Here is an 18,259-nt window from a genome sequence, read left to right as displayed (position 1 = left end):
TCGCGGGGGCCGGCGCGGCCTGTGCGGCCTGGTTCAAGGGTTACCGCAGCGCGCTCTTCACCAGCCGTACCGCGTTCCCTACCCGCCCGTCCGACGCCGTGGCCAGCCTGCGCGCCACCGGGTGCGTCACCAGGGCCGTGAGCCCCGCCGGCTGCCAGCGAATCTGGAGGCGGCCCGCGCCCCGGCCCTCCGGCTCCAGCGTCACCCGGTGCGGGGCGGCGCCCGAGTGGTAGCCGACGCGGGCGGTGAGCGCGGGGAAGTCCAGCGGCGCGAGCAGGATCGAAGTGTTGCGCAGCCCGTGGTCCTGGAGCTGGAGCATCGGATGCCGTACGCCGTCGAAGCCGTGCAACGGGAGCGGGGCCGCCGCCAGGTCGAGTCGCACCCGGCCCTCGAAGACGCCGGGCCGCACCGGGTCGAGCCGCAGCCGCGTCGTCATACGGCGCCGCCCCGGAGCCACGAGCAGGGTCGCGACCTGCGGGCCGACGGCGAGGCGCAGACCGGGGTCGTACGTGCGGACCGACAGGTCGACGGCAGCGCCGGGGCCGCGCTCGATCCGCGTGATCTCGTGGCGGAAGTGGGCGCCGGGGAACGGGCGCGAGTACAACTCCTGGTCGGACAGGTCGAGTTCGGCGCGCGCCTCGGCCGAATAGGGGACCATGGATCCCCAGTAGACGGCACCGGACGCGGCCAGGGCCGTCTCGCGCGGGCCCACCACGTGGCCGAGCCCGCGTGCGGCGAGCCGGGCGTCGGCGAGGCGGCCGTCGCGCACCAGCTGCAGGACGACCCGCTCCGGGCGCGGCAGCCGGGCGTACGCGTTCGGGGACAGCCCCACCAGATACGGATTCATGATCTCGGCGAACCCGGCCAGCCACGCGTCGTCCCGGTGGGGCAGGTCGCCCGCGTACATGCGGAAGTCGTGCTTGAGGAACTTGTAGTCCTTGTCCTCGCGCACCCCGGTGTGGCCGCCCGCCGTGAGGAACTCGTCGATGAGTTCCTGGACGTGGACGCGGTCGCGGACGTTGCTGAGCTTGTGCCGCTGGTTCGAGATCGACGCGGCGTCCGCGTCGACGAACGGCGCGATGTACCAGCGGTAGACCGGCTCGGGGATGACCGTGAAGGACTTCGCCAGGCAGTACGCCTGCGCCGAGAACAGCTGGTCCTCGTAGTGGATGCCCTCGGGGAAGCGGAGCTGGGTGCGGTCGAGGAACTCCCGCTTGTACATCTTGCTCGTCGACAAGTGCTCGAAGAACAGGCCGGGTTCGGCGTCGATCCCGTCGACCGTGCGGCGCTCCGCGACCAGGTGCGGCATCCACGTCGAGGTGCGGCCCGTGTCGACGCGGACCCGTTCGACCGCGCCCATCGCGAAGTCGATCTCCCGGTCCCGGTGCGCCGCGAGCAACAACTCCACCGAGTCCGGCGGGAGTTCGTCGTCGCTGTCGAGGAACATCAGATACGGGGCGCGGGCGATGTCGAGCGCGCGGTTGCGGGGCGCGCTGCACCCGCCGCTGTTGGCGGGCAGCCGCAGGTAGCGCACCCGCGGGTCCGCTGCGGCGAGGCGGCGGGCCACCTCGGGGGTGGCGTCCGTCGAGTGGTCGTCGCTGATGACGACCTCGATGTTGCCGTGCGTCTGGTCCAGGACCGAGGCAACCGCGCGCGGCAGCCGCCCGGCGTCGTTGTAGACGATGACGGTGACCGTGACGTCGGGTGCGATCGTCCTCGTGGGCGTGGTCATCGGCGGGCCGCCTCCTCGGGGCTGGGCGCGGGGGTGCGTTCGTCGACGGGGATCACCGGGGGCAGCGACGCCTCGTGCTCGCCGAGGAAGACGCGGCGCACGACCCGCTCGGCGGCGTGGCCGTCGTCGAACTCGCAGAACCGGCGGCGGAACGCGGCCCGCGCCTTCGCCGACGCCTCGTCGCGCCACGCGCCCGAGGTGAAGGTCTCCGTCAGCTCCTCCTGCGTACGGGCGACGGGCCCGGGTGCCTCGGCGATCAGGTCGAAGTAGACCCCGCGGGTCTTCGCGTACATCTCCCAGTCGTCCGCGTAGATCACGATCGGGCGGTCCAGGCCGGCGTAGTCGAACATGATCGACGAGTAGTCCGTGACGAGGGCGTCCGCGGCGAGGCAGAGGTCCTCGACCGGGTCGTACGTGGACACGTCGATGACCCGGCCGCTGCGGCGCAGGTCCGTGAGCGGCGAGGCCGCCGCGCCGTAGAAGTAGTGGCCGCGCACGAGGAGGACGGTGTCGTCGCCCAGGCGTTCGGCGAGCGCGGCGAGGTCGAGGCGAGGGGTCCAGGAGGCCTCGTAGTCGCGGTGCGTCGGCGCGTACAGGAGGGCCCGCCGGCCCGGCGCGATGCCGAGGCGCTCGCGGACGGCGCGGATGTCGGCGGCCGTGGCGCGGTAGAAGACGTCGTTGCGCGGATAGCCGTACTCCAGCGGGACGCAGTGCGTGGGGTAGGCGCGGTCCCACGTCCGTGTGGAGTGGCTGTTCGACGAGATGCTGTAGTCCCACTTGTCGACGCGGGCGAGGAGCTGGCGGAAGTTGAGGCCCTTGGACGCGGCGGGGTACTCCATCTGGTCGAGGCCCATGCGCTTGAGAGGCGTGCCGTGGTGGGTCATGACGTGGACGGCTTCGGGGCGCTTGACCACGCCGTTGGGGAAGTTGACGTTGTTGACGAAGTACGTGGCGCGGGCCATGACCTCCCAGTAGCGGCGGGAGCCGGGCACGACGTGGTCGGTGCCGGGCGGCAGGAGCGGCACGTCGGCCGACCGGACCACCCACACCTGATGGATGCGCGGGGCGAGTTCGGCGAGTTTCGCGGCGATCGCGGCCGGGTTGCAGGAGACCCCGCGGTCCCAGTAGGAGGAGAACACGGCCAGGTCGGGGTCCACGGGCCGGCGCAGCTCCCGCTGGTAGCGGTGGGCGCGGACCTTTGCGCCGACCCGCCGCTTGCGCTCCCTGACCGCGGACTTCAGGTCGCGGCGCTTGTGGTTGACGCTCTGGAAGGCGCGGTACCGGGAGTACGCGTCCTCTTCGAGCAGGCGGCGCCGGATGCCTTCGAGCCCCGCGGGCCTGCGGTAGCCCTCCGGGCGCCATGCGACGGCCGCGCGGGAGGCCCGGCGGAAGAACTCGCGGCCCACCGGCTCCGGCATCGCGGCGCGGGCCACGATCCGCATGCACTCGGTCGCCATCACGTCGTAGAGGACCGCGCGGGGACCGGTCGGCGTGCCGTGGTCGGCCATCAGGCGCTGGAGGTCCTCGTAGCGGCCGACGGTCGCGTAGTGCTCCTCCTCGGTGAGCGGCGGCAGGCTCGCGGGGCGCAGCCTGCGCTCGTCGAGGACCACCTGCTGCAGAGCCGTGACGCGGTCGGCGAGGACGAGGGCGGCGCGGGCCGCGAACCCCTCGTCGGTGGCGGCCAGCTGGTCGCGGTGCTCCTGCCAGAACGCGGCGCGCAGGGCGCGGTTGCCGAGCAGCGGGGTGACCCTCAGCAGGTCGGGGCAGTCCGCGAGAGCCAGGTCGCGCCCGCCCGCCCTGGCGAGCGGACGGGCGTCGGGACCCGGGACGCCGGAGGTGTTCCAGGTCGAGCGGACATGGTCGGCCAGGACCACGTCCACGCGGTCCGCGCCGTCCGGGAGGGCCGCGATCCGTTCCTGCAGCGCCCGCAGCGCGCCGGGGGGCACGCGGTCCTTGGCGTGTACGAACAGCAGCCACGCGCCGGAGGCCCGTTCGCCGCCGGCCGCGCGGGCGTCCTCGTCGGAGGTGGCGCGCGGCAGGGCCAGAACGGTGACGCGGCCCGGCACGTCGGCGGTCGGCGCCGGGTCGTCCACGGCGGCGACGACCAGCTCCGCCCCCTCGGGCAGCTGGCCGTTCACGCTGTCCAGGCAGTCTGCGAGATGCCCCTGCACGTCCTGGCCGTACACGATGACGCTGAGTTCCTGCACGGTCGCCGTCCCTTCTTCTCCTGGCGCACCATAGTGTCACCAATCGGATAAAAGGGATAAAGGGAGCGGGCCGCCCGCACCGGCCTCAGGCGGAAACGGCGACCTTGGCCTTCTTCGGATCCGCCTTGGCGTCGTTCGGATTGGTGAACGCCTCGTACGCCTTGAGGACCTCGTCCGTCGGCCCGTCCATGCGCAGCTCGCCGCGTTCCAGCCACAGGACCCGGTCGCAGGTGTCGCGGATCGACTTGTTGTTGTGGCTGACGAGGAAGACCGTGCCGGCCTCCTTGCGCAGCTCGCGGATGCGGGACTCGGAGCGCTTCTGGAAGGACCGGTCGCCGGTGGCCAGGGCCTCGTCGATCAGCAGTACGTCATGGTCCTTGGCGGCGGCGATCGAGAACCGGAGCCGGGCTGCCATGCCGGAGGAGTACGTCCGCATGGGCAGCGTGATGAAGTCGCCCTTCTCGTTGATGCCGGAGAAGCCGACGATGTCGTCGTAGCGCTCGCGGACCTCCTCGCGGCTCATGCCCATGGCGAGGCCGCCGAGATGGACGTTGCGCTCGCCCGTGAGGTCGTTCATCAGCGCCGCGTTCACGCCGAGCAGGGACGGCTGGCCATGCGTGAAGATCCGGCCGTTCTCCGTCGGCAGCAGGCCCGCGACCGCCTTGAGCAGCGTCGACTTGCCCGACCCGTTCGTGCCGATCAGGCCGATCGCCTCGCCCTTGTAGGCGGTGAACGACACCTTCTTCACCGCGTGCACCTTGCGCACGCCGGCCCGCGCCTCGGCCTTCTTCCGGCCCCCGATGATGCGGCCGAGCGCGGCGGTCGCGGTGCCGCGGCCCGCTCGGGTGCCGTTCACGCGGTACACGATGTCGACGTCGTCGACGATGACGGTGGGGATCCGCTCCCCGGAGGTGTCAGCCACGGCCGTACGTCTCCTCTGCCTTCCAGAAGTAGATGAACCCGCCCACGCCCGCGACCAGCGCCCACCCGGTCGCGATCGCCCACACGTGGGGCGGCAGCTGGCTGTGGTGGAAGCTGTCGATCAGGGCGAAGCGCATCAGGTCGATGTAGACGGCGGCCGGGTTCGCGGACAGCAGTACGTGCACGACGTGCGGCAGGTGCTGGTTCTTGAGCACCTTGTCGATGCTCCACATCACGCCGGACGTGTACATCCACGTACGCAGCAGGAACGGCATCAGCTGCGCGATGTCCGGCGTCCGCGCGCCCATCCTCGCCATCACGAGGGCCACGCCGGTGTTGAACACGAACTGCAGCAGCAGGGCCGGCAGGACCAGGAACCACGAGAGGGCCGGCGGAACGCCGAAGCAGAGCAGGATCACCACGAGCGCGCACATCGAGAACAGCAGCTGCTGGAGCTGCTGGAGCGCGAACGACACCGGCAGCGCGGCGCGGGGGAAGTGCAGCGCCCGTACGAGACCGAGGTTGCCGGAGATCGCGCGGGTGCCCGCCATGATCGAGCTCTGCGTGAACGTCCACACGAACACGCCCGTGACCAGGAACGGCACATAGTCCGGCACGTTGTGCTTCGTGTTCATCAGCACGCCGAAGATGAAGTAGTAGACCGCCGCGTTCAGGAGCGGGGTCGCCACCTGCCACACCTGGCCGAGCTTCGCCTGGCTGTACTGCGCGGTGAGCTTGGCCGTCGCGAACGCGGTGATGAAGTGGCGCCGCTGCCAGAGCTGGCCCACGTACGCCGAGAGGGTCGGGCGCGCGCCGCTGACCGAGAGGCCGTACCGCGCGGCGAGGACCGCGGGATCCTCCGCCGGCGCGGTGGCCGTCGGCGGGGGAGGTGTGTCGAGTGCCTGACTCACATCCGCTGCTTTCGCTCAAGGGGTCGGAGACGTCGGAACGGGTCCGTATCGTCGTGACGTGAGCGTAGGGCGTCCCGACGTCGGAACGCAACCGTTTCGTCGTGCCGCCCTATGCTGTACGGATGACCAACGCCGACTCCTCCCCCGAGCTCTCGGCTTCGCTCGAGCAGGGGGGACCCCCATCGCCGACGCCACGTCGAAGAGCCCCCGCAGGCGCAGCAGTCCTCCGTGAGGATGTGACGGAAGCCATCCGCTCCGCCGTCTTTGAAGAGCTCGCCGCCGTGGGCTACGCCCGTATGTCCATCGAGGGGATCGCGCGCCGCGCGGGCGTCGGCAAGACAGCCGTCTACCGCCGCTGGCGCTCCAAACTGCACCTGGTCCTGGACCTGGTCTCCGCCATAGCGGTCCAGGGCCTGCCGGCCCCGGACACGGGTTCCCTGGAGGGCGACCTGCGCCTTCTCTACGAGGTCACATCACGCGCCCTGAAGCACCCGGTCGCGGGCCAGATCATCCCCGACCTCCAGGCCGAGGCGGCCCGCAACCCGGAAATCGCGGAGGCCATGCAGAAGGCGCTGCGCGAAGGCCAGCACGGGGTGGCGAACGGCATCGTGCGCAGCGCCGCCGCGCGCGGGGAGGTCAGGGCGGACCTCGACGAGGACCTCGCCCTCGACCTGATCTCGGGCCCGCTGTACTGGCGCGCCGTGGTGGTGCGGACGCCGCTGCCCAAGGGGTACCTGGGGAAACTGGCTTCGGCTACGGCGGCGGGGTTGAGGGCGTTGTAGCCGTGGCGGGGGCCATCGGGGTTCGTTCTGGCGCAGATCTGCCAATGGTCCCCGGCCGGGACGGTACCGATTCCGGACCGGTCGACCGCCCGGGGGAGCCGCTCCCGCGTCGGCCCGAGCCGAACGGGGACTCACCTCACGGCGGTCCCGTGGACCTGGACCCAGCCCTGCCACGCCGACTCGACCATGTCGCGTACGTCGCGCTTCGCCGTCCAGCCGAGTTCCGTCGCGATGCGGTCCGCGGAGGCGACGACGCGGGCCGGGTCGCCGGGACGGCGCGGGGTGACGACCGGGTCGGTGCCGTGGCCCGTCGTCGCGTTGATCAGGTCGACCAGCTCCAGGACCGAGACGCCTTCGCCGCGGCCGATGTTGAGGGTGAGGTCGGTGCCGGGAGCCGCGCCCGAGAGGCGGCGGGCGGCGGCCACGTGGGCCTCGGCGAGGTCGGCGACGTGGATGTAGTCGCGTACGCAGGTCCCGTCCGGTGTCGGGTAGTCCGCGCCGAAGATCCGCGGGGCCTCGCCGGCGGTGAGCTTCTCGAAGACCATCGGTACGACGTTGAAGACGCCGGTGTCGGCCAGTTCGGGGGTGGCCGCGCCCGCCACGTTGAAGTAGCGCAGGGATGCCGTGGCGAGGCCGTGCGCCCGGCCCGCCGCGCGGACCAGCCACTCGCCGGCGAGTTTCGTCTCGCCGTACGGGCTCATCGGCAGGCACGGGGTGTCCTCGGTGACCAGGTCGACGTCGGGCATGCCGTACACCGCGGCGGACGAGGAGAAGACGAAGGACGGGACCCCGCCCGCGGTGACCGCAGACAGGAGGACGCGCAGGCCCTCGACGTTCTCGCGGTAGTAGTGCAGCGGCAGCTCCACCGACTCGCCGACCTGCTTCTTCGCGGCGAGGTGGACGACGCCGGTGACGCCGTGCTCGGCGATGGCGCGGGCCACGGCTTCCTCGTCCAGGGTCGAGGCGACGACCAGGGGCACGCCGTCCGGGACGCGTTCGGCGACGCCGGTGGACAGGTCGTCGTAGACCACGGTCCGCTCGCCCGCTTCTTGCATGGCGCGGACGACGTGCGCCCCGATGTATCCGGCACCGCCGGTGATCAGCCAGGTCATGTCGGTCCAGGGTCCCCTCGGTCGAGTCGGTGCGTGTCGTGCGTGTGCGGTCGGCGGGAATTTGAAGACAGGCCCTAGTGAAGCAGGCGGCTGAGGCGACCGCGTGCCACCGCCACGGCTCCGCGTACGCCCGGCGCGAGGCGCACGGCGAGGGCGCCGGAGTGCGTCGCGTACGGATGCGCGAGCAGGATGCCGTGGCGCAGGCTCGGCAGGGCGGTGCGGCGCAGGAGGCCGGGGCCGGTGACGGCGTGGGCGCTCGCGTCGCGGCCCGTGCCGTCCGCGAAGTTCACATGGAGGCGCAGGTCCCAGGTGCCGGTGGCGAGCGCCGACAGGTCGAGGGACGCCCCGGCCTCCCAGGTCCCGGCGTCGGACCCGGGCACGAAGGTCACCGTGCGGCGCCGGGCGGGGCGGTGGCGCAGGCGGTCGGTGACCTCGATGTCGACGGTGGTGGGGCCCGCCTCGGCGACGCGCCCGTACAGGTCGTACAGGCGCAGCCGCAGCCGTGAACCACGCGCGCGTGGCCGCAGTTCCGCCTCTATGGCGATGGGGAGCAGCTCCATGGGGCGTACGAGGAGGTGTTCCAGGGTCACCTGGGGGAGGTCGTCGGACCAGATGGGCATGCCGTCCGCGGCGCGTGCGTAGGGCGGGCGCAGGCGGGCGGGGCGGGCCGCGACCTCCTTGAGGCGGGGCAGGTCGCGCGGGTGGCCGGAGGCGAGGATCACGCGCGCGACGACGCGGCCGGGGGCGGGCGCCGCGTCGATGTCGGCGGTGTCGAACGTGGCGAGGTAGGCGCGGGTGCGGTCCCACCACTCGGCGCGGTACTCGGGGCTGCGCAGGTCGAGCTCGCGGGCGTACATGCGCAGGCTGTGGTCGAGGAACCGGGTGCGGGCGGCGCGCGCCAGGCGCTTGTGCGAGGCGGTCATGAGGATGTCGGCGGACTGGCGGTGGGCCTCGATGCGGGCGGTCCAGTTGTCGAGTCCGGCCCGGTCCAGGGAGAGCGACAGGCGCTCGGCGTCGCGGCGGACGTGCCAGACGTAGACCGTGTCGGGGACGAGCGCGATGCGCGGTCCGGCGGCGAGCACGCGCGCGGTGAAGACGAAGTCCTCGTAGACGAAGTGGCCGTCGGGGAAGCGGATCCCGTGCTCGCGGAGGAAGTCCGTGCGGTAGAGCTTGTTGACGCAGAGGGTGTCGTGGACGATGCGGGGGCGGCGCTCCGGGTGGGGGATCACGGCGGCCTCGGCGTACAGGTCGGGCTGCCACGGGATGTCGCGGCCCGAGGGGAGCTCGCGGCGCACGCACAGACCGGCGGCGACCTCGGTGCCGTGCGCGAGAGCCGCGCCGAGCAGGGCGTCGACGGCGCCGGGCGGCAGCACGTCGTCGCTGTCCAGAAACATGACGAACGGCGCCGACGCGCTGTCGACGCCGTCGTTGCGCGGGGTGCCGCAGCCGCCGCTGTTCGTGGCGCGGCGCACCACCTTCAGGCGTGGCTCGGCGTTGGCCGTGCGCTGGAGCAGCTCGCCGCTGCCGTCCGTCGAGCAGTCGTCGACGGCGATCACCTCGCGGACGGCGGGGCCCTGCGCGAGGGCGGAGCGTACGGCGTCGGTGACCCGTGCGGCGTCGTTGTAGCCGATGACGACGACGGAAACCTGTGACTGCTGGGGCTTGGGCTGGGGCTGCGCTGCTTCCACAGAAGGAAATCCTAGGCCTTTGCGTCAATTGTCCGGAAAGTAAATTTCCTACGCCTTCGTTCCCTTCCAGAGGGAGCGGTACGAGAGGACGGCCCCGGTCAGGAGCAGGCCGTTGCGCGCCAGCATTAGCAGCGAGCCCGTCCATGTGGCGGCCTCGACGTCGCGGTACAGGACCGGGTACGCGAGTGCGCTCAGGCCGGCCGCCACCACGACGAGTACGGCGACGGGGCGCTGGGTGGTGCGGCGCGAGGTGAGGCAGACCGCGGCGAGCCCGAGCAGCCAGATCAGGTACTGCGGGCTGATCACGCGGCTGGTGACGGTGAAGAGCAGGACGGCGCAGAGGGCCGCGTCGAACGGTGTCGCGGGGCTCCAGCTCTGCGCCCGCAGCCGCCAGAGCATCAGCAGCGCCGCCGCGACGGCGGTGAGCACCAGGGACGCGGCGGCCACCACGTCCACGTACGGGCCGACGTACTCCATCGCCCCGAACCGGAAGCGGACCTGCCCGGACCAGCCCGCCTTGCGCGCGAAGGACAGGACCGTGCCGCCCAGTGACTCGATCTGCACGCCCCGCCCGCCCTGCTGGCGCAGGAACGAGAACGGCGAGCGGAAGGCGACCGCGAGGACCAGCAGGAGCGCGGCTGCGGACGTGAGCGCCGCCGTCCACGCCTCCCGGCTCGTGCGTCCCCGGGGTGTGCCGAGCAGGGCGAGCGCGGGCCACACCTTCACCAGCGCGCCGCACGCCGCGAGCACGCCGCCCGTGCGCGGGAACCGCCCCATGAGCAGCAGCGCGAACACGGCGAGTGCGGTGACCTCGATGTCGTAGCGGGCCAGCGGGATGTGCAGCAGGAGCGGCAGCCCGGCCACCCACAGCCAGGCACCGCCCGCGCTGCGTCTCGGCCGCGCGCCGGCCCGGGCGAGGGCGAGCGTGACCAGGGCGTCCGTGGTGAGCGTCAGGGCGACGAAGGCCTGGAAGTAGGTGAGGCCGGGGATCAGGCCGGGCAGGAGGAGGACGGGGCCCGCGCCGGGCGGGTACTGCCACATCGCGTCACCGGCAGGGAAGGAGCCGACGGCGAGGGTGGCGTACCAGCGGGCGTACAGCGTGTGCACCTCGTGCGCGACGCCTCCGACGCCGAGCGGGGTGTGCTCGTCCGTGACGAGCAGGGCGAGCATCGCGGCGCGGGTGGCCAGCCAGATCAGGGGGAGTGCCGCCCGTGCGAGGGGCCCGGGGCGGACCCAGGTCGCATGGACGGGCGCTGCGGTGGTGGGCGGCGGCTGAGTCTCGAGCGTCACCTGCGCGAGCGTACGAGCGTATGCCCGCGTATGCCCGCATATGCGGTGATAATCAGCCGAATAGGGCTTCCGTGTCGGGCGAAGGCGAGGGTGAGGGCGGGGGCGGGGGCGGGGGCGAGGACGTCAGGCGTCCGGCGCGGGTGGTGCGGGTGGCCGGTTACGCGTCGAGTGCCGCGCCTTACGCGTCGAGCGCCGCGCCGTCGGGCGTCGTGCCGTCCAGCGCAGCCCCGTCCAGCGCCGTCGTCAGGCGGTCCAGGCGGGCGCGCATGTCCTCGATCTCCGCCAGGTCGAACCCCGTCGCGGCCGCGATCCGGCGCGGCACCAGCGCCGCGCGCCCGCGCAGCTCGGCGCCCGCGCCGGTCGGCCGGACGTTCACCGAGCGCTCGTCGCGGGCGCTGCGCTCCCGCTGGACGAGGCCGGCCGCCTCCAGGCGCTTGAGCAGCGGCGACAGCGTGCCTGAGTCGAGCCGCAGCCGCTCCCCGAGCCGCTTCACGGGCAGCTCGCCGTCCTCCCAGAGCACGAGCATGACCAGGTACTGGGGGTAGGTCAGGCCCAGGTCCTTGAGGAGTGTGCGGTAGACGCCGCCGAAGGCGCGCGAGGCGGCGTTCAGGGAGAAGCAGATCTGCCGGTCGAGCCGCAGGAATTCCTCGTCGCCGGTCGTCTCGGTCGTCTCGGTGGTCATGGGTCCAGGGTAACTGGGAACCTCTGTGCGTCATTGAGTTGTGCACAACTGAATTGCGTGCTCTACTTGTATCCGTCAGCGCAGCACGCACTTCACCGCATGAGGGATGGATTTTCATGGACGCGATCTACACCGCCGTAGCCACCGCCACCCACGGCCGTGACGGCCGTGCCGTCAGCTCCGACGGCCGCCTCGACCTCCAGCTGGGCATCCCCACGGAGATGGGCGGCAGTGGCCAGGGCACCAACCCTGAGCAGCTCTTCGCCGCCGGGTACTCCGCCTGTTTCGCCAGCGCGCTCGGCCTCGTCGGCCGTGCCGCGAAGGTCGACATCAGTGACGCCGCGGTGACCGCCGAGGTCGGCATCGGCAAGCAGGGCGAAGGTTTCGGTCTCGCGGTCACGCTGCGCGTGGAGCTGCCGGAGTCGGTCGACGCCGAGACCGGCCGCAAGCTGGTCGAGCAGGCCCACCAGGTCTGCCCCTACTCGAACGCGACCCGCGGCAACATCGACGTCGACCTCGTCGTCGAGTAGCCGTATCGAGCGGTCGAGTCGAGTGGTCGTATCGCTCGGCCGTATCGAGCAGTCGCATCGGGGCGCTCCCCGGCGGCCGGGCGCCCCCGGCCGCCGGGGAGCGCCCCGTTTCTCGTTCCCGTCCCGCACCGCAGGCATGACCCACGACGGCAAGGCTGCGTCAGAAATAGGGTCAATTGGGACAGGATCGGCGCGTGCGCATCTCTTCGGACGGTCCGCGCGGCCGCACCCTCAGGGCCCTTCCCTCTGCCGCTCCCGTCGTGACCGCGGTCCTGCTGCCGGGCGTGGTGATGCTGGGCCTCGGACTCTGGGGGCTCGACCGCGGCACGATATGGCGGGACGAGGCCGCGACGATGCTCGTCGCCACTCGCTCCCTGCCTCAGATCCACCATCTCCTCGGCAACGTCGACGCGGTCCACGGCCTCTACTACGTACTGATCCACTTCGTGCTCGGCGGGCGGACCGACGCCTATCTGATGCGGGTGCCGTCCGTACTCGGCGCGACCGCGGCGGCCTGTCTCGTCGCCGCGCTCGGCATCCGCCTGGCCAGGCCCCGCGTCGGCCTGTGGGCCGGACTCCTCTACGCCGCCTCGCCGTTCACCATCTACTACGCCCAGGAGGGCCGCTCGTACGCGATCGTCGCGGCGGGCGCGGCGGCGGCGACGCTCCTGTTCGTCCACTGCGTACGGCATCCGTCGTGGCCCGCCTGGGCCGGGTACGCCGCGCTCGTGACGGTGACCGCGTGGCTCCACGAGTTCGCCGTGCTCGTCCTCGCCGCGCACGCCGTCACCCTCCTCGTCTCGCGCGCGGCCCCCGTGCTGTGGCGGGGCTGGTCGGCCGCCGCCGCTGCCGCCGTCCTGCTGGTGCTGCCCCTCGCCGGCGAGGCGCGGGAGCAGAGCTTCCAGGTGGCGTGGATCCGCAGGCCGGGCTGGGCGGACGCGGAGGCGCTGCTGCGGCTCGCCGCCGGCCACCCCGGCGCCGTCTTCGACACCACGCTCCTGCTCGCCGCGGCCGCCGTGCTCGCCCCCGCGGTCCGCCGGGGGACGTGCGGACTCGCGGCGGTCGCGCTGCCGCTGGCGGTGGTGCCGCCCGCGTTGCTGCTCACCGTGTCGCAGTGGCAGCCGCTGTACGCGCCGCGCTACGCGTTCTTCGCGTTCGCCGGGCTGCCCCTGCTGGTCGCGGCCGGCGCCGACGCGGTCCTGCGGCGCCTGCCGGAGCGGGTGCGGCCCTCCCGGTACGTCCAGGTGACCGCCGGAGCCGCCCTGGTCGCGGTGGCGTTCTGGGCGCAGTTCCCGGCGCAGCTGCGCGAGCGGTCGCCCGAGAGCCGCGGGGACGACTTCGGGGCCGTGGCGCGGATGGCCGAGCGGGACCTGCGGCCCGGCGACGCGCTGCTCTACCTGCCGAAGACCGGCCGACGCCTGACGGGGACGTACCCGCGCGCGGTCGCGGGCGTGCGCGACGTGGCCCTGAAGTCGACGGGTGCCCGCTCCGGAACCCTCTACGGCGTGGACGCGGGCCCCGCCGAAATCCGCGCCCGGATGGCGTGCCTGACCCGCGTCTGGGTCCTCTTCGACGCGGAGGCGGGCCGCCCCGGCTGGCGCACCCGCGACCCCGCCGAACGCGCCGAACTCGTGCTCCTGGAACGGGACTTCACGCCCCTCGCCGAGTCGAGACGCCACAGCGGGCTGCTCCGCCTGTACGAACGCGTCGGCCGCCCGGCCCCCACCTGCGCGGCCGCCGCGGGGCCTGCCGCGGCGACCGTCACTCCCACCGAGCCCACGCCGGAGTCCCCATGAACGCCTCGCTCCTCGCCCTGCTCGACAACCGCCGCGCCGACCGGGCGCCGAACGTGCCCGCCGCCCGCGCCGCACCCGCCGGACCCGCGTCCCGCATCCGCCGGTGGGCCGACCTCGCCGCCGTTCTCGCGGCCACGGCGCTGATCGCGGTCAGAGCCGCCGGACTCGGGCGCTGGATCGTCGACGACGCCGCCGTCACCTTCGCCTACGCGCGCAGCGTCGACGAGGGCCTCGGCCTGGTCCAACTCCCGGGCGCCGCCCCGGTGGAGGGGTACTCCAACCCGTCCTGGCTCGCCCTGATGGCCCTGGGCCGCAGACTCGGACTCTTCGACCACGGCGCCTTGCTGGGCGTCAGCGACCTGGTCCTCTACCCGAAGGCACTCGCCCTGCTGTGCACGGCAGGCACCCTCGGGTGCATCGCGTGGGCGGCCCGCGCCGTGGTGCCCGGCCGTGCCTGGGCGGTGACGCTCCTGGCGGGCACGGTCCTCGCCACGAACCTGTCCTACGTGGCCTGGTCCTTCTCGGGCCTGGAGAACCCGCTGTACGGGCTGACGGCCGCGGCGATGGCGGCGGTGCTGGTGCGGGGGGTCACCGGGAACGGTCCGGCCGGCCCGCGCACGACGGCGACGGCCGGCGAGGGAGTCACCCGCGACGGTCTCACCGCCCCGCGCACCGCCCTGGCCGCCGCCGCGCTCGCTCTGCTCGCCGCGCTGACCCGCCCCGACGGCGCCGTACTCGCGGCCGCCTACCCGCTCGTCCTGGTCCTCTTCCTGCGCCGCCGCGACCTGGCCCGGTCGGTTCGCGCGCTGGCCCTGCACGCCGCCGCCGTCGCCGTGCCCTACGGCGCGTTCCTCCTGTGGCGGCACGCCGTCTTCGGGCTGTGGGTGCCGAACACGGCGGTCGCCAAGGCGCAGCAGACCCCGCGACTCGCCCAACTCGCCCAGTCGAGCGACCTGTTGACGTACGCGGGCTGGGCCTTCGCGCTGATCGGCGCACTGTGCGCCGGTGCTGTGCTCGCCCGGCCCGGCAAGGGGCGCCGGGCCCTGGTGGCGCTGCTCGTGCCACTGCTCCTGGCGCTGCTCGCGTACGGGGTGCTCGGCCGGGACTGGATGGCCCTGTACCGGTTCGCGACCCCGGTGTGGGTGCTCGCGGCGGCCGTCGCCGCCCTGTCGGCCGTGGTGCTGTGGAAGTCGGAAGGAGCCCGCGGCAGGGCCGTCCTCGTCACGGCGCTGACCGGCGCGCTCGTCCTCGCACACGCCGGACAGGCCGGCCGCGAGGCCGCGTTCAAGGCCCACCCGACGCTCTCGATGTGCTTCGTCGCCGAACGCTACGGACAGGTCTTCAACACCTACGCCCAGCGTCTCGGCCTGCGCCACGCCACCGTCGCCCTGCCCGACCTCGGCGGCACGCTGCTCACCACGCGGCTGCGCGTACTGGACCTGGCGGGCCTGACAGACCGCCGTGTCGCGGACGCGTACGCCGCCGGCGACACGCGGGCCCTGCGCGACCACGTCCTGCGCGCCGAGCGCCCCGAACTCCTGCACGTCCACGCGGCCTGGGTGAACAAGCCGGGCCTGACCCTCGCACGCCTCGCGGAGGCCGGCTACGTCCCGCTGTACCGGCAGGGGAACGGCGGTGACTTCGTCCGGGCCGACGCCGTCCACGACCCCGCCCGCATCACCGCCGTGCGTGCCTGGGCGAAACCCCGCCTCGACCGGCTGATCGCCGCGCAGGACCACACCGGCGGCTGCGGCGCCACCCTCACCCCGGGGCAAGGAGCCGCCCTGTGACCACCACGTTTCTCCCCGCGCCCGCCCGCTCCCGCCCCGCGAAGGAGCGGGCGCCGCGGCTCGACTCGCTGACCGGGATGCGCTTCATCGCAGCCCTCGCCGTCTTCGTGCACCACACCACAGGCCTCGCCCCGGGCAGCGGTCTGGCGCAGGCGCCGGTGCTCTTCCCGTACTCGACGATGGGCGTCAACGGCGTCGGGTTCTTCTTCGTGCTGTCCGGGTTCCTGCTGGCCTGGGGGCACCGCCCCGGCACACCCCGCGGCCTCTTCTACTGGCGTCGCGTGGGCCGCATCTGGCCCGGCCATCTCGCCGCCACGATCCCGTGCATCTGGGTGTTCTACCTCTGGGGCGGTGTGCCGACGGACGCGTTCAGCTTCGTCACGTCGCTGCTGCTCGTGCAGACCTGGTTCCCCGGCGTCGTGCCGATGTTCCCGGGCAACGGCGTGGCCTGGACGCTCAGTGTCGAGGTGTTCTTCTACCTCCTGTTCCCCTGGGTGATCGGCCCCGCCCTGCGGCTGCGCACCCGCACCCTCGCGCTCCTCGCGGCGTCCGGTCTGGCCGCCATGTGGGCCGTCAACTGGTGGGCCGCCGACCATCTTTCGCCCTTCGCCCGCGAATGGGTCATGCGCCACCCGGTGACGCGCCTGCCCGAGTTCGCGGTCGGCCTCGTGTGCGCGATCGCCCTGCGCCGCGGCCACCGGATCGCCCTGCGCCCGACCGTACTGCTCGCCGGTTTCGCCGCGTACACGGCCGCGTACTGCCACCGGGCCGACTGGCTCTCCCCGCAGGCGGTGGGCCAACTGGAGTGGACCGTGCGGCCGTTCGTCGCCGTGTTCGCGGCGCTCTTCATCGTCGCGTACGCCCAGCGCGAGCTGTCCGGACGCCGGGGGGTGCTCTGTTCGCGCCCCATGGTGCTGCTCGGCGCGTGGTCGTACGCGTTCTATCTGCTGCACCAGACGCTGAACCGGTACGTGCAGGACACCTGGGGCCGGATGCGGCCCGACAACTCCGCGCTGTTCGCGCTGTGCGGACTCGCCGTCGCGGTCGTCGCGCTGTCCTGGGCGCTGTTCACGTACGTCGAGGAACCGGCCAGGAAGTGGTGGTCCCGGCACACGCCGCGCCGTCTCGCACGGTGACCCGACGGGGTCAGGCGCGTTGAAGAGCCATCACGTCGCCCCAACCCCCTTGACGGAGGCCGCCATGCATCAGTCCGCGTACGAACATATGGAGCTCTGTGTCCGGAGCTACCTGCCGCGCGGGCGGCGGCTGCGGGTGGTCGACCTCGGCGCGCGGGTCTCGGACGGGCAGGTGCGCACCCACAAGTCGCTCCTGGAGGGGTACGACACCGAGTACGTCGGCGTCGACGTGCTGGAGGGGCGCAACGTGGACGCGGTGATGGCGAAGCCGTACCGCATCCCCGTCCGTTCGAACAGCGCAGACTTCCTCATCTCGGGCCAGGCCTTCGAGCACATCCCGTTCTTCTGGGCGTCGATGCTGGAGATCGCCCGGGTCCTCAAGCCGGAGGGCACGGCGTTCATCACGGCCCCCTCGCGCGGCCATGTGCACGACGCGCAGGACTGCTGGCGCTACTACCCGGACGGGATGCGCGCCCTGGCCGCGTACACGCGCCTCGAACTGCGGGAGGTGTACACCGACTTCCCGCCGATGAAGGGCATCCGGCACGCCTACGCCGGCATCGACGCCAAGCACGCCTACTGGGGCGACACCGTCGGCGTCTTCCGCAAGCCGGCCAAGTACCCGCGCCTGACCATGGCGTTCGTGCGCTCCACGACGCGCTGGTGGGCCAATCGCGTCGGCGGTGTCGACGGAGTGCCGCTGCCCACGCCGCTGGCCGGGCGGGAGCGGTGCGGCCGGCCGGCGGCGGTGGTTCCCCGCCCCGCGGGCGTATCAAATGCAGAGAAACGCCTACTGGTTGACGAAAGGTGACATGCGGAATATCACGGACGTAGGGTGCCGCGCATGGCATGGCGAAGCGCAGTGAATGGCGTCATCAAGCAGCTCACCGGGTACCAGCTGACCCGCGTACCGGTGCCCGCTCCCCGGCAGGCCGCCCGCGCGCCCGAGCCGTCGGCCCCGGCATCCAGGCCGAAGCCCGCGCAGCCGCCGAAACCCAAGGGCCTGGTCTTCCCCGAGGACTACGACGACGAGGCGAAGGACATCATCCGCGCGGTCAAGCCGTACACGATGACGTCCCCGGAGCGCCTCAACGCCTTCATCCTCGCCACCCGCCACATCGTGAAGCACGACATCCCCGGCGACATCGTCGAGTGCGGTGTGTGGCGAGGCGGTTCGATGCAGGCCTGCGCCAAGACCCTCCTCTCGCAGGGCGACACGGAGCGCGGCCTCTACCTCTTCGACACGTACGAGGGCATGACGCCGCCCACCGACGAGGACCTCAGGCGCGACGGCAAGTCCGCCGGGGAGCTGCTCGCCGCCCAGGGCAAGGACCGCCCGATCTGGGCCGTCGCCACCCTGGACGACGTCAAGTCCGGCTTCCAGGCCGTGCCTTACCCCGAGGAGCGCGTCCACTTCGTGCGGGGCAAGGTCGAGGACACCGTCCCCCAGCAGGCCCCGGAGCAGATCTCGATCCTGCGCCTCGACACCGACTGGTACGCCTCCACCAAGCACGAACTCGACCATCTCTACGACCGGTTGGTGCCCGGCGGCGTCCTCCTCATCGACGACTACGGCTACTGGCAGGGCTCGCGGCAGGCCGTCGACGAGTTCCTGGAGAAGACCGGCGAGCGGCTCCTGCTCCTGCGCATGGACGAGGGGCGCATCGCCGTCAAGCCCTGAC

The 18,259-nt window shown here is 72.6% G+C and carries 15 protein-coding genes; 7 read left to right on the top strand and 8 right to left on the bottom strand.

Translation table 11 applies throughout. The features are described 5' to 3' along the window. Positions 1-40: 40 nt before the first annotated feature. The 4 genes from AC07EJ_RS25580 to AC07EJ_RS25565 form a co-directional block, all read right to left on the bottom strand. Positions 41-1,732: a glycosyltransferase family 2 protein gene (locus AC07EJ_RS25580; RefSeq protein WP_393582230.1), complete on the bottom strand. Its 1,692-nt coding sequence runs from the start codon at positions 1,730-1,732 to the stop codon at positions 41-43. Further along, positions 1,729-3,939, bottom strand: coding sequence for a bifunctional glycosyltransferase/CDP-glycerol:glycerophosphate glycerophosphotransferase (locus AC07EJ_RS25575; RefSeq protein ID WP_389491473.1), 2,211 nt, complete (start codon positions 3,937-3,939; stop codon positions 1,729-1,731). The genes AC07EJ_RS25580 and AC07EJ_RS25575 overlap by 4 nt, the downstream gene beginning before the upstream one ends. Before the next feature lie 85 nt (positions 3,940-4,024). Then, on the bottom strand, positions 4,025-4,861 hold the full coding sequence (locus AC07EJ_RS25570) for an ABC transporter ATP-binding protein (RefSeq protein WP_389491476.1): 837 nt from the start codon (positions 4,859-4,861) through the stop codon (positions 4,025-4,027). Next, a complete protein-coding gene (locus AC07EJ_RS25565; RefSeq protein ID WP_389491479.1) occupies positions 4,854-5,771 on the bottom strand; it encodes an ABC transporter permease in 918 nt (305 codons plus the stop codon). The genes AC07EJ_RS25570 and AC07EJ_RS25565 overlap by 8 nt, the downstream gene beginning before the upstream one ends. A 122-nt stretch (positions 5,772-5,893) precedes the next feature. Between AC07EJ_RS25565 and AC07EJ_RS25560 the strand changes: the two genes are divergently transcribed. Next, entirely contained in the window at positions 5,894-6,553 is a 660-nt protein-coding gene (locus AC07EJ_RS25560) for a TetR/AcrR family transcriptional regulator (RefSeq protein WP_389491482.1), read from the top strand. Positions 6,554-6,684: 131 nt separating this feature from the next. Here the strand turns inward: AC07EJ_RS25560 and galE are convergent, their stop codons facing one another. The 4 genes from galE to AC07EJ_RS25540 form a co-directional block, all read right to left on the bottom strand. Then, entirely contained in the window at positions 6,685-7,665 is a 981-nt protein-coding gene (gene galE / locus AC07EJ_RS25555; RefSeq protein ID WP_478884990.1) for a UDP-glucose 4-epimerase GalE, read from the bottom strand. A 74-nt stretch (positions 7,666-7,739) separates the two neighbouring features. Further along, positions 7,740-9,353 carry a glycosyltransferase family 2 protein gene (locus tag AC07EJ_RS25550; RefSeq protein ID WP_478884989.1) on the bottom strand — a complete coding sequence of 538 codons (1,614 nt, stop codon included), beginning with the start codon at positions 9,351-9,353 and terminating at the stop codon, positions 7,740-7,742. A gap of 48 nt (positions 9,354-9,401) precedes the next feature. Beyond that, positions 9,402-10,643 (bottom strand): glycosyltransferase 87 family protein, encoded by a 1,242-nt coding sequence (locus AC07EJ_RS25545; protein ID WP_389491489.1) that lies wholly within the window; start codon positions 10,641-10,643, stop codon positions 9,402-9,404. Positions 10,644-10,821: 178 nt separating this feature from the next. Then, positions 10,822-11,325: a MarR family winged helix-turn-helix transcriptional regulator gene (locus AC07EJ_RS25540; protein ID WP_389491492.1), complete on the bottom strand. Its 504-nt coding sequence runs from the start codon at positions 11,323-11,325 to the stop codon at positions 10,822-10,824. Positions 11,326-11,441: 116 nt separating this feature from the next. Between AC07EJ_RS25540 and AC07EJ_RS25535 the strand changes: the two genes are divergently transcribed. The 6 genes from AC07EJ_RS25535 to AC07EJ_RS25510 all read left to right on the top strand — a co-directional run bounded on the left by AC07EJ_RS25535 (position 11,442) and on the right by AC07EJ_RS25510 (position 18,258). Next, complete coding sequence (locus AC07EJ_RS25535; protein WP_393582226.1) at positions 11,442-11,855, top strand: organic hydroperoxide resistance protein; 414 nt, start codon at positions 11,442-11,444, stop codon at positions 11,853-11,855. 194 nt (positions 11,856-12,049) lie between these two features. After that, positions 12,050-13,651 carry a glycosyltransferase family 39 protein gene (locus tag AC07EJ_RS25530; protein WP_389489195.1) on the top strand — a complete coding sequence of 534 codons (1,602 nt, stop codon included), beginning with the start codon at positions 12,050-12,052 and terminating at the stop codon, positions 13,649-13,651. Next, complete coding sequence (locus AC07EJ_RS25525; protein WP_393582225.1) at positions 13,648-15,441, top strand: hypothetical protein; 1,794 nt, start codon at positions 13,648-13,650, stop codon at positions 15,439-15,441. Before AC07EJ_RS25530 ends, AC07EJ_RS25525 begins: the two co-directional genes overlap by 4 nt. After that, positions 15,438-16,577, top strand: a complete 1,140-nt coding sequence (locus AC07EJ_RS25520) for an acyltransferase family protein (protein ID WP_389489191.1) — start codon at positions 15,438-15,440, stop codon at positions 16,575-16,577. Before AC07EJ_RS25525 ends, AC07EJ_RS25520 begins: the two co-directional genes overlap by 4 nt. Positions 16,578-16,641: 64 nt before the next feature. Further along, positions 16,642-17,388, top strand: coding sequence for a methyltransferase domain-containing protein (locus AC07EJ_RS25515; RefSeq protein ID WP_478884988.1), 747 nt, complete (start codon positions 16,642-16,644; stop codon positions 17,386-17,388). A 33-nt stretch (positions 17,389-17,421) separates the two neighbouring features. After that, positions 17,422-18,258, top strand: a complete 837-nt coding sequence (locus AC07EJ_RS25510; RefSeq protein ID WP_389489187.1) for a TylF/MycF/NovP-related O-methyltransferase — start codon at positions 17,422-17,424, stop codon at positions 18,256-18,258. Position 18,259 lies beyond the last annotated feature (1 nt).

It is taken from the genome of Streptomyces sp. NPDC045026, from assembly GCF_056432625.1.
The sequence above is the reverse complement of the archived record's forward strand: the minus strand, read 5'-3'. Positions and strand labels throughout refer to the sequence as shown.

Coding starts and splice junctions, on each gene's coding strand:
- galE (WP_478884990.1), bottom strand. CDS start 7,665: ATGACCTGGCTGATCACCGGCGGTGCCGGATACATCGGGGCGCACGTC.
- AC07EJ_RS25510 (WP_389489187.1), top strand. CDS start 17,422: ATGGCATGGCGAAGCGCAGTGAATGGCGTCATCAAGCAGCTCACCGGG.
- AC07EJ_RS25525 (WP_393582225.1), top strand. CDS start 13,648: ATGAACGCCTCGCTCCTCGCCCTGCTCGACAACCGCCGCGCCGACCGG.
- AC07EJ_RS25560 (WP_389491482.1), top strand. CDS start 5,894: ATGACCAACGCCGACTCCTCCCCCGAGCTCTCGGCTTCGCTCGAGCAG.
- AC07EJ_RS25580 (WP_393582230.1), bottom strand. CDS start 1,732: ATGACCACGCCCACGAGGACGATCGCACCCGACGTCACGGTCACCGTC.
- AC07EJ_RS25540 (WP_389491492.1), bottom strand. CDS start 11,325: ATGACCACCGAGACGACCGAGACGACCGGCGACGAGGAATTCCTGCGG.
- AC07EJ_RS25535 (WP_393582226.1), top strand. CDS start 11,442: ATGGACGCGATCTACACCGCCGTAGCCACCGCCACCCACGGCCGTGAC.
- AC07EJ_RS25515 (WP_478884988.1), top strand. CDS start 16,642: ATGCATCAGTCCGCGTACGAACATATGGAGCTCTGTGTCCGGAGCTAC.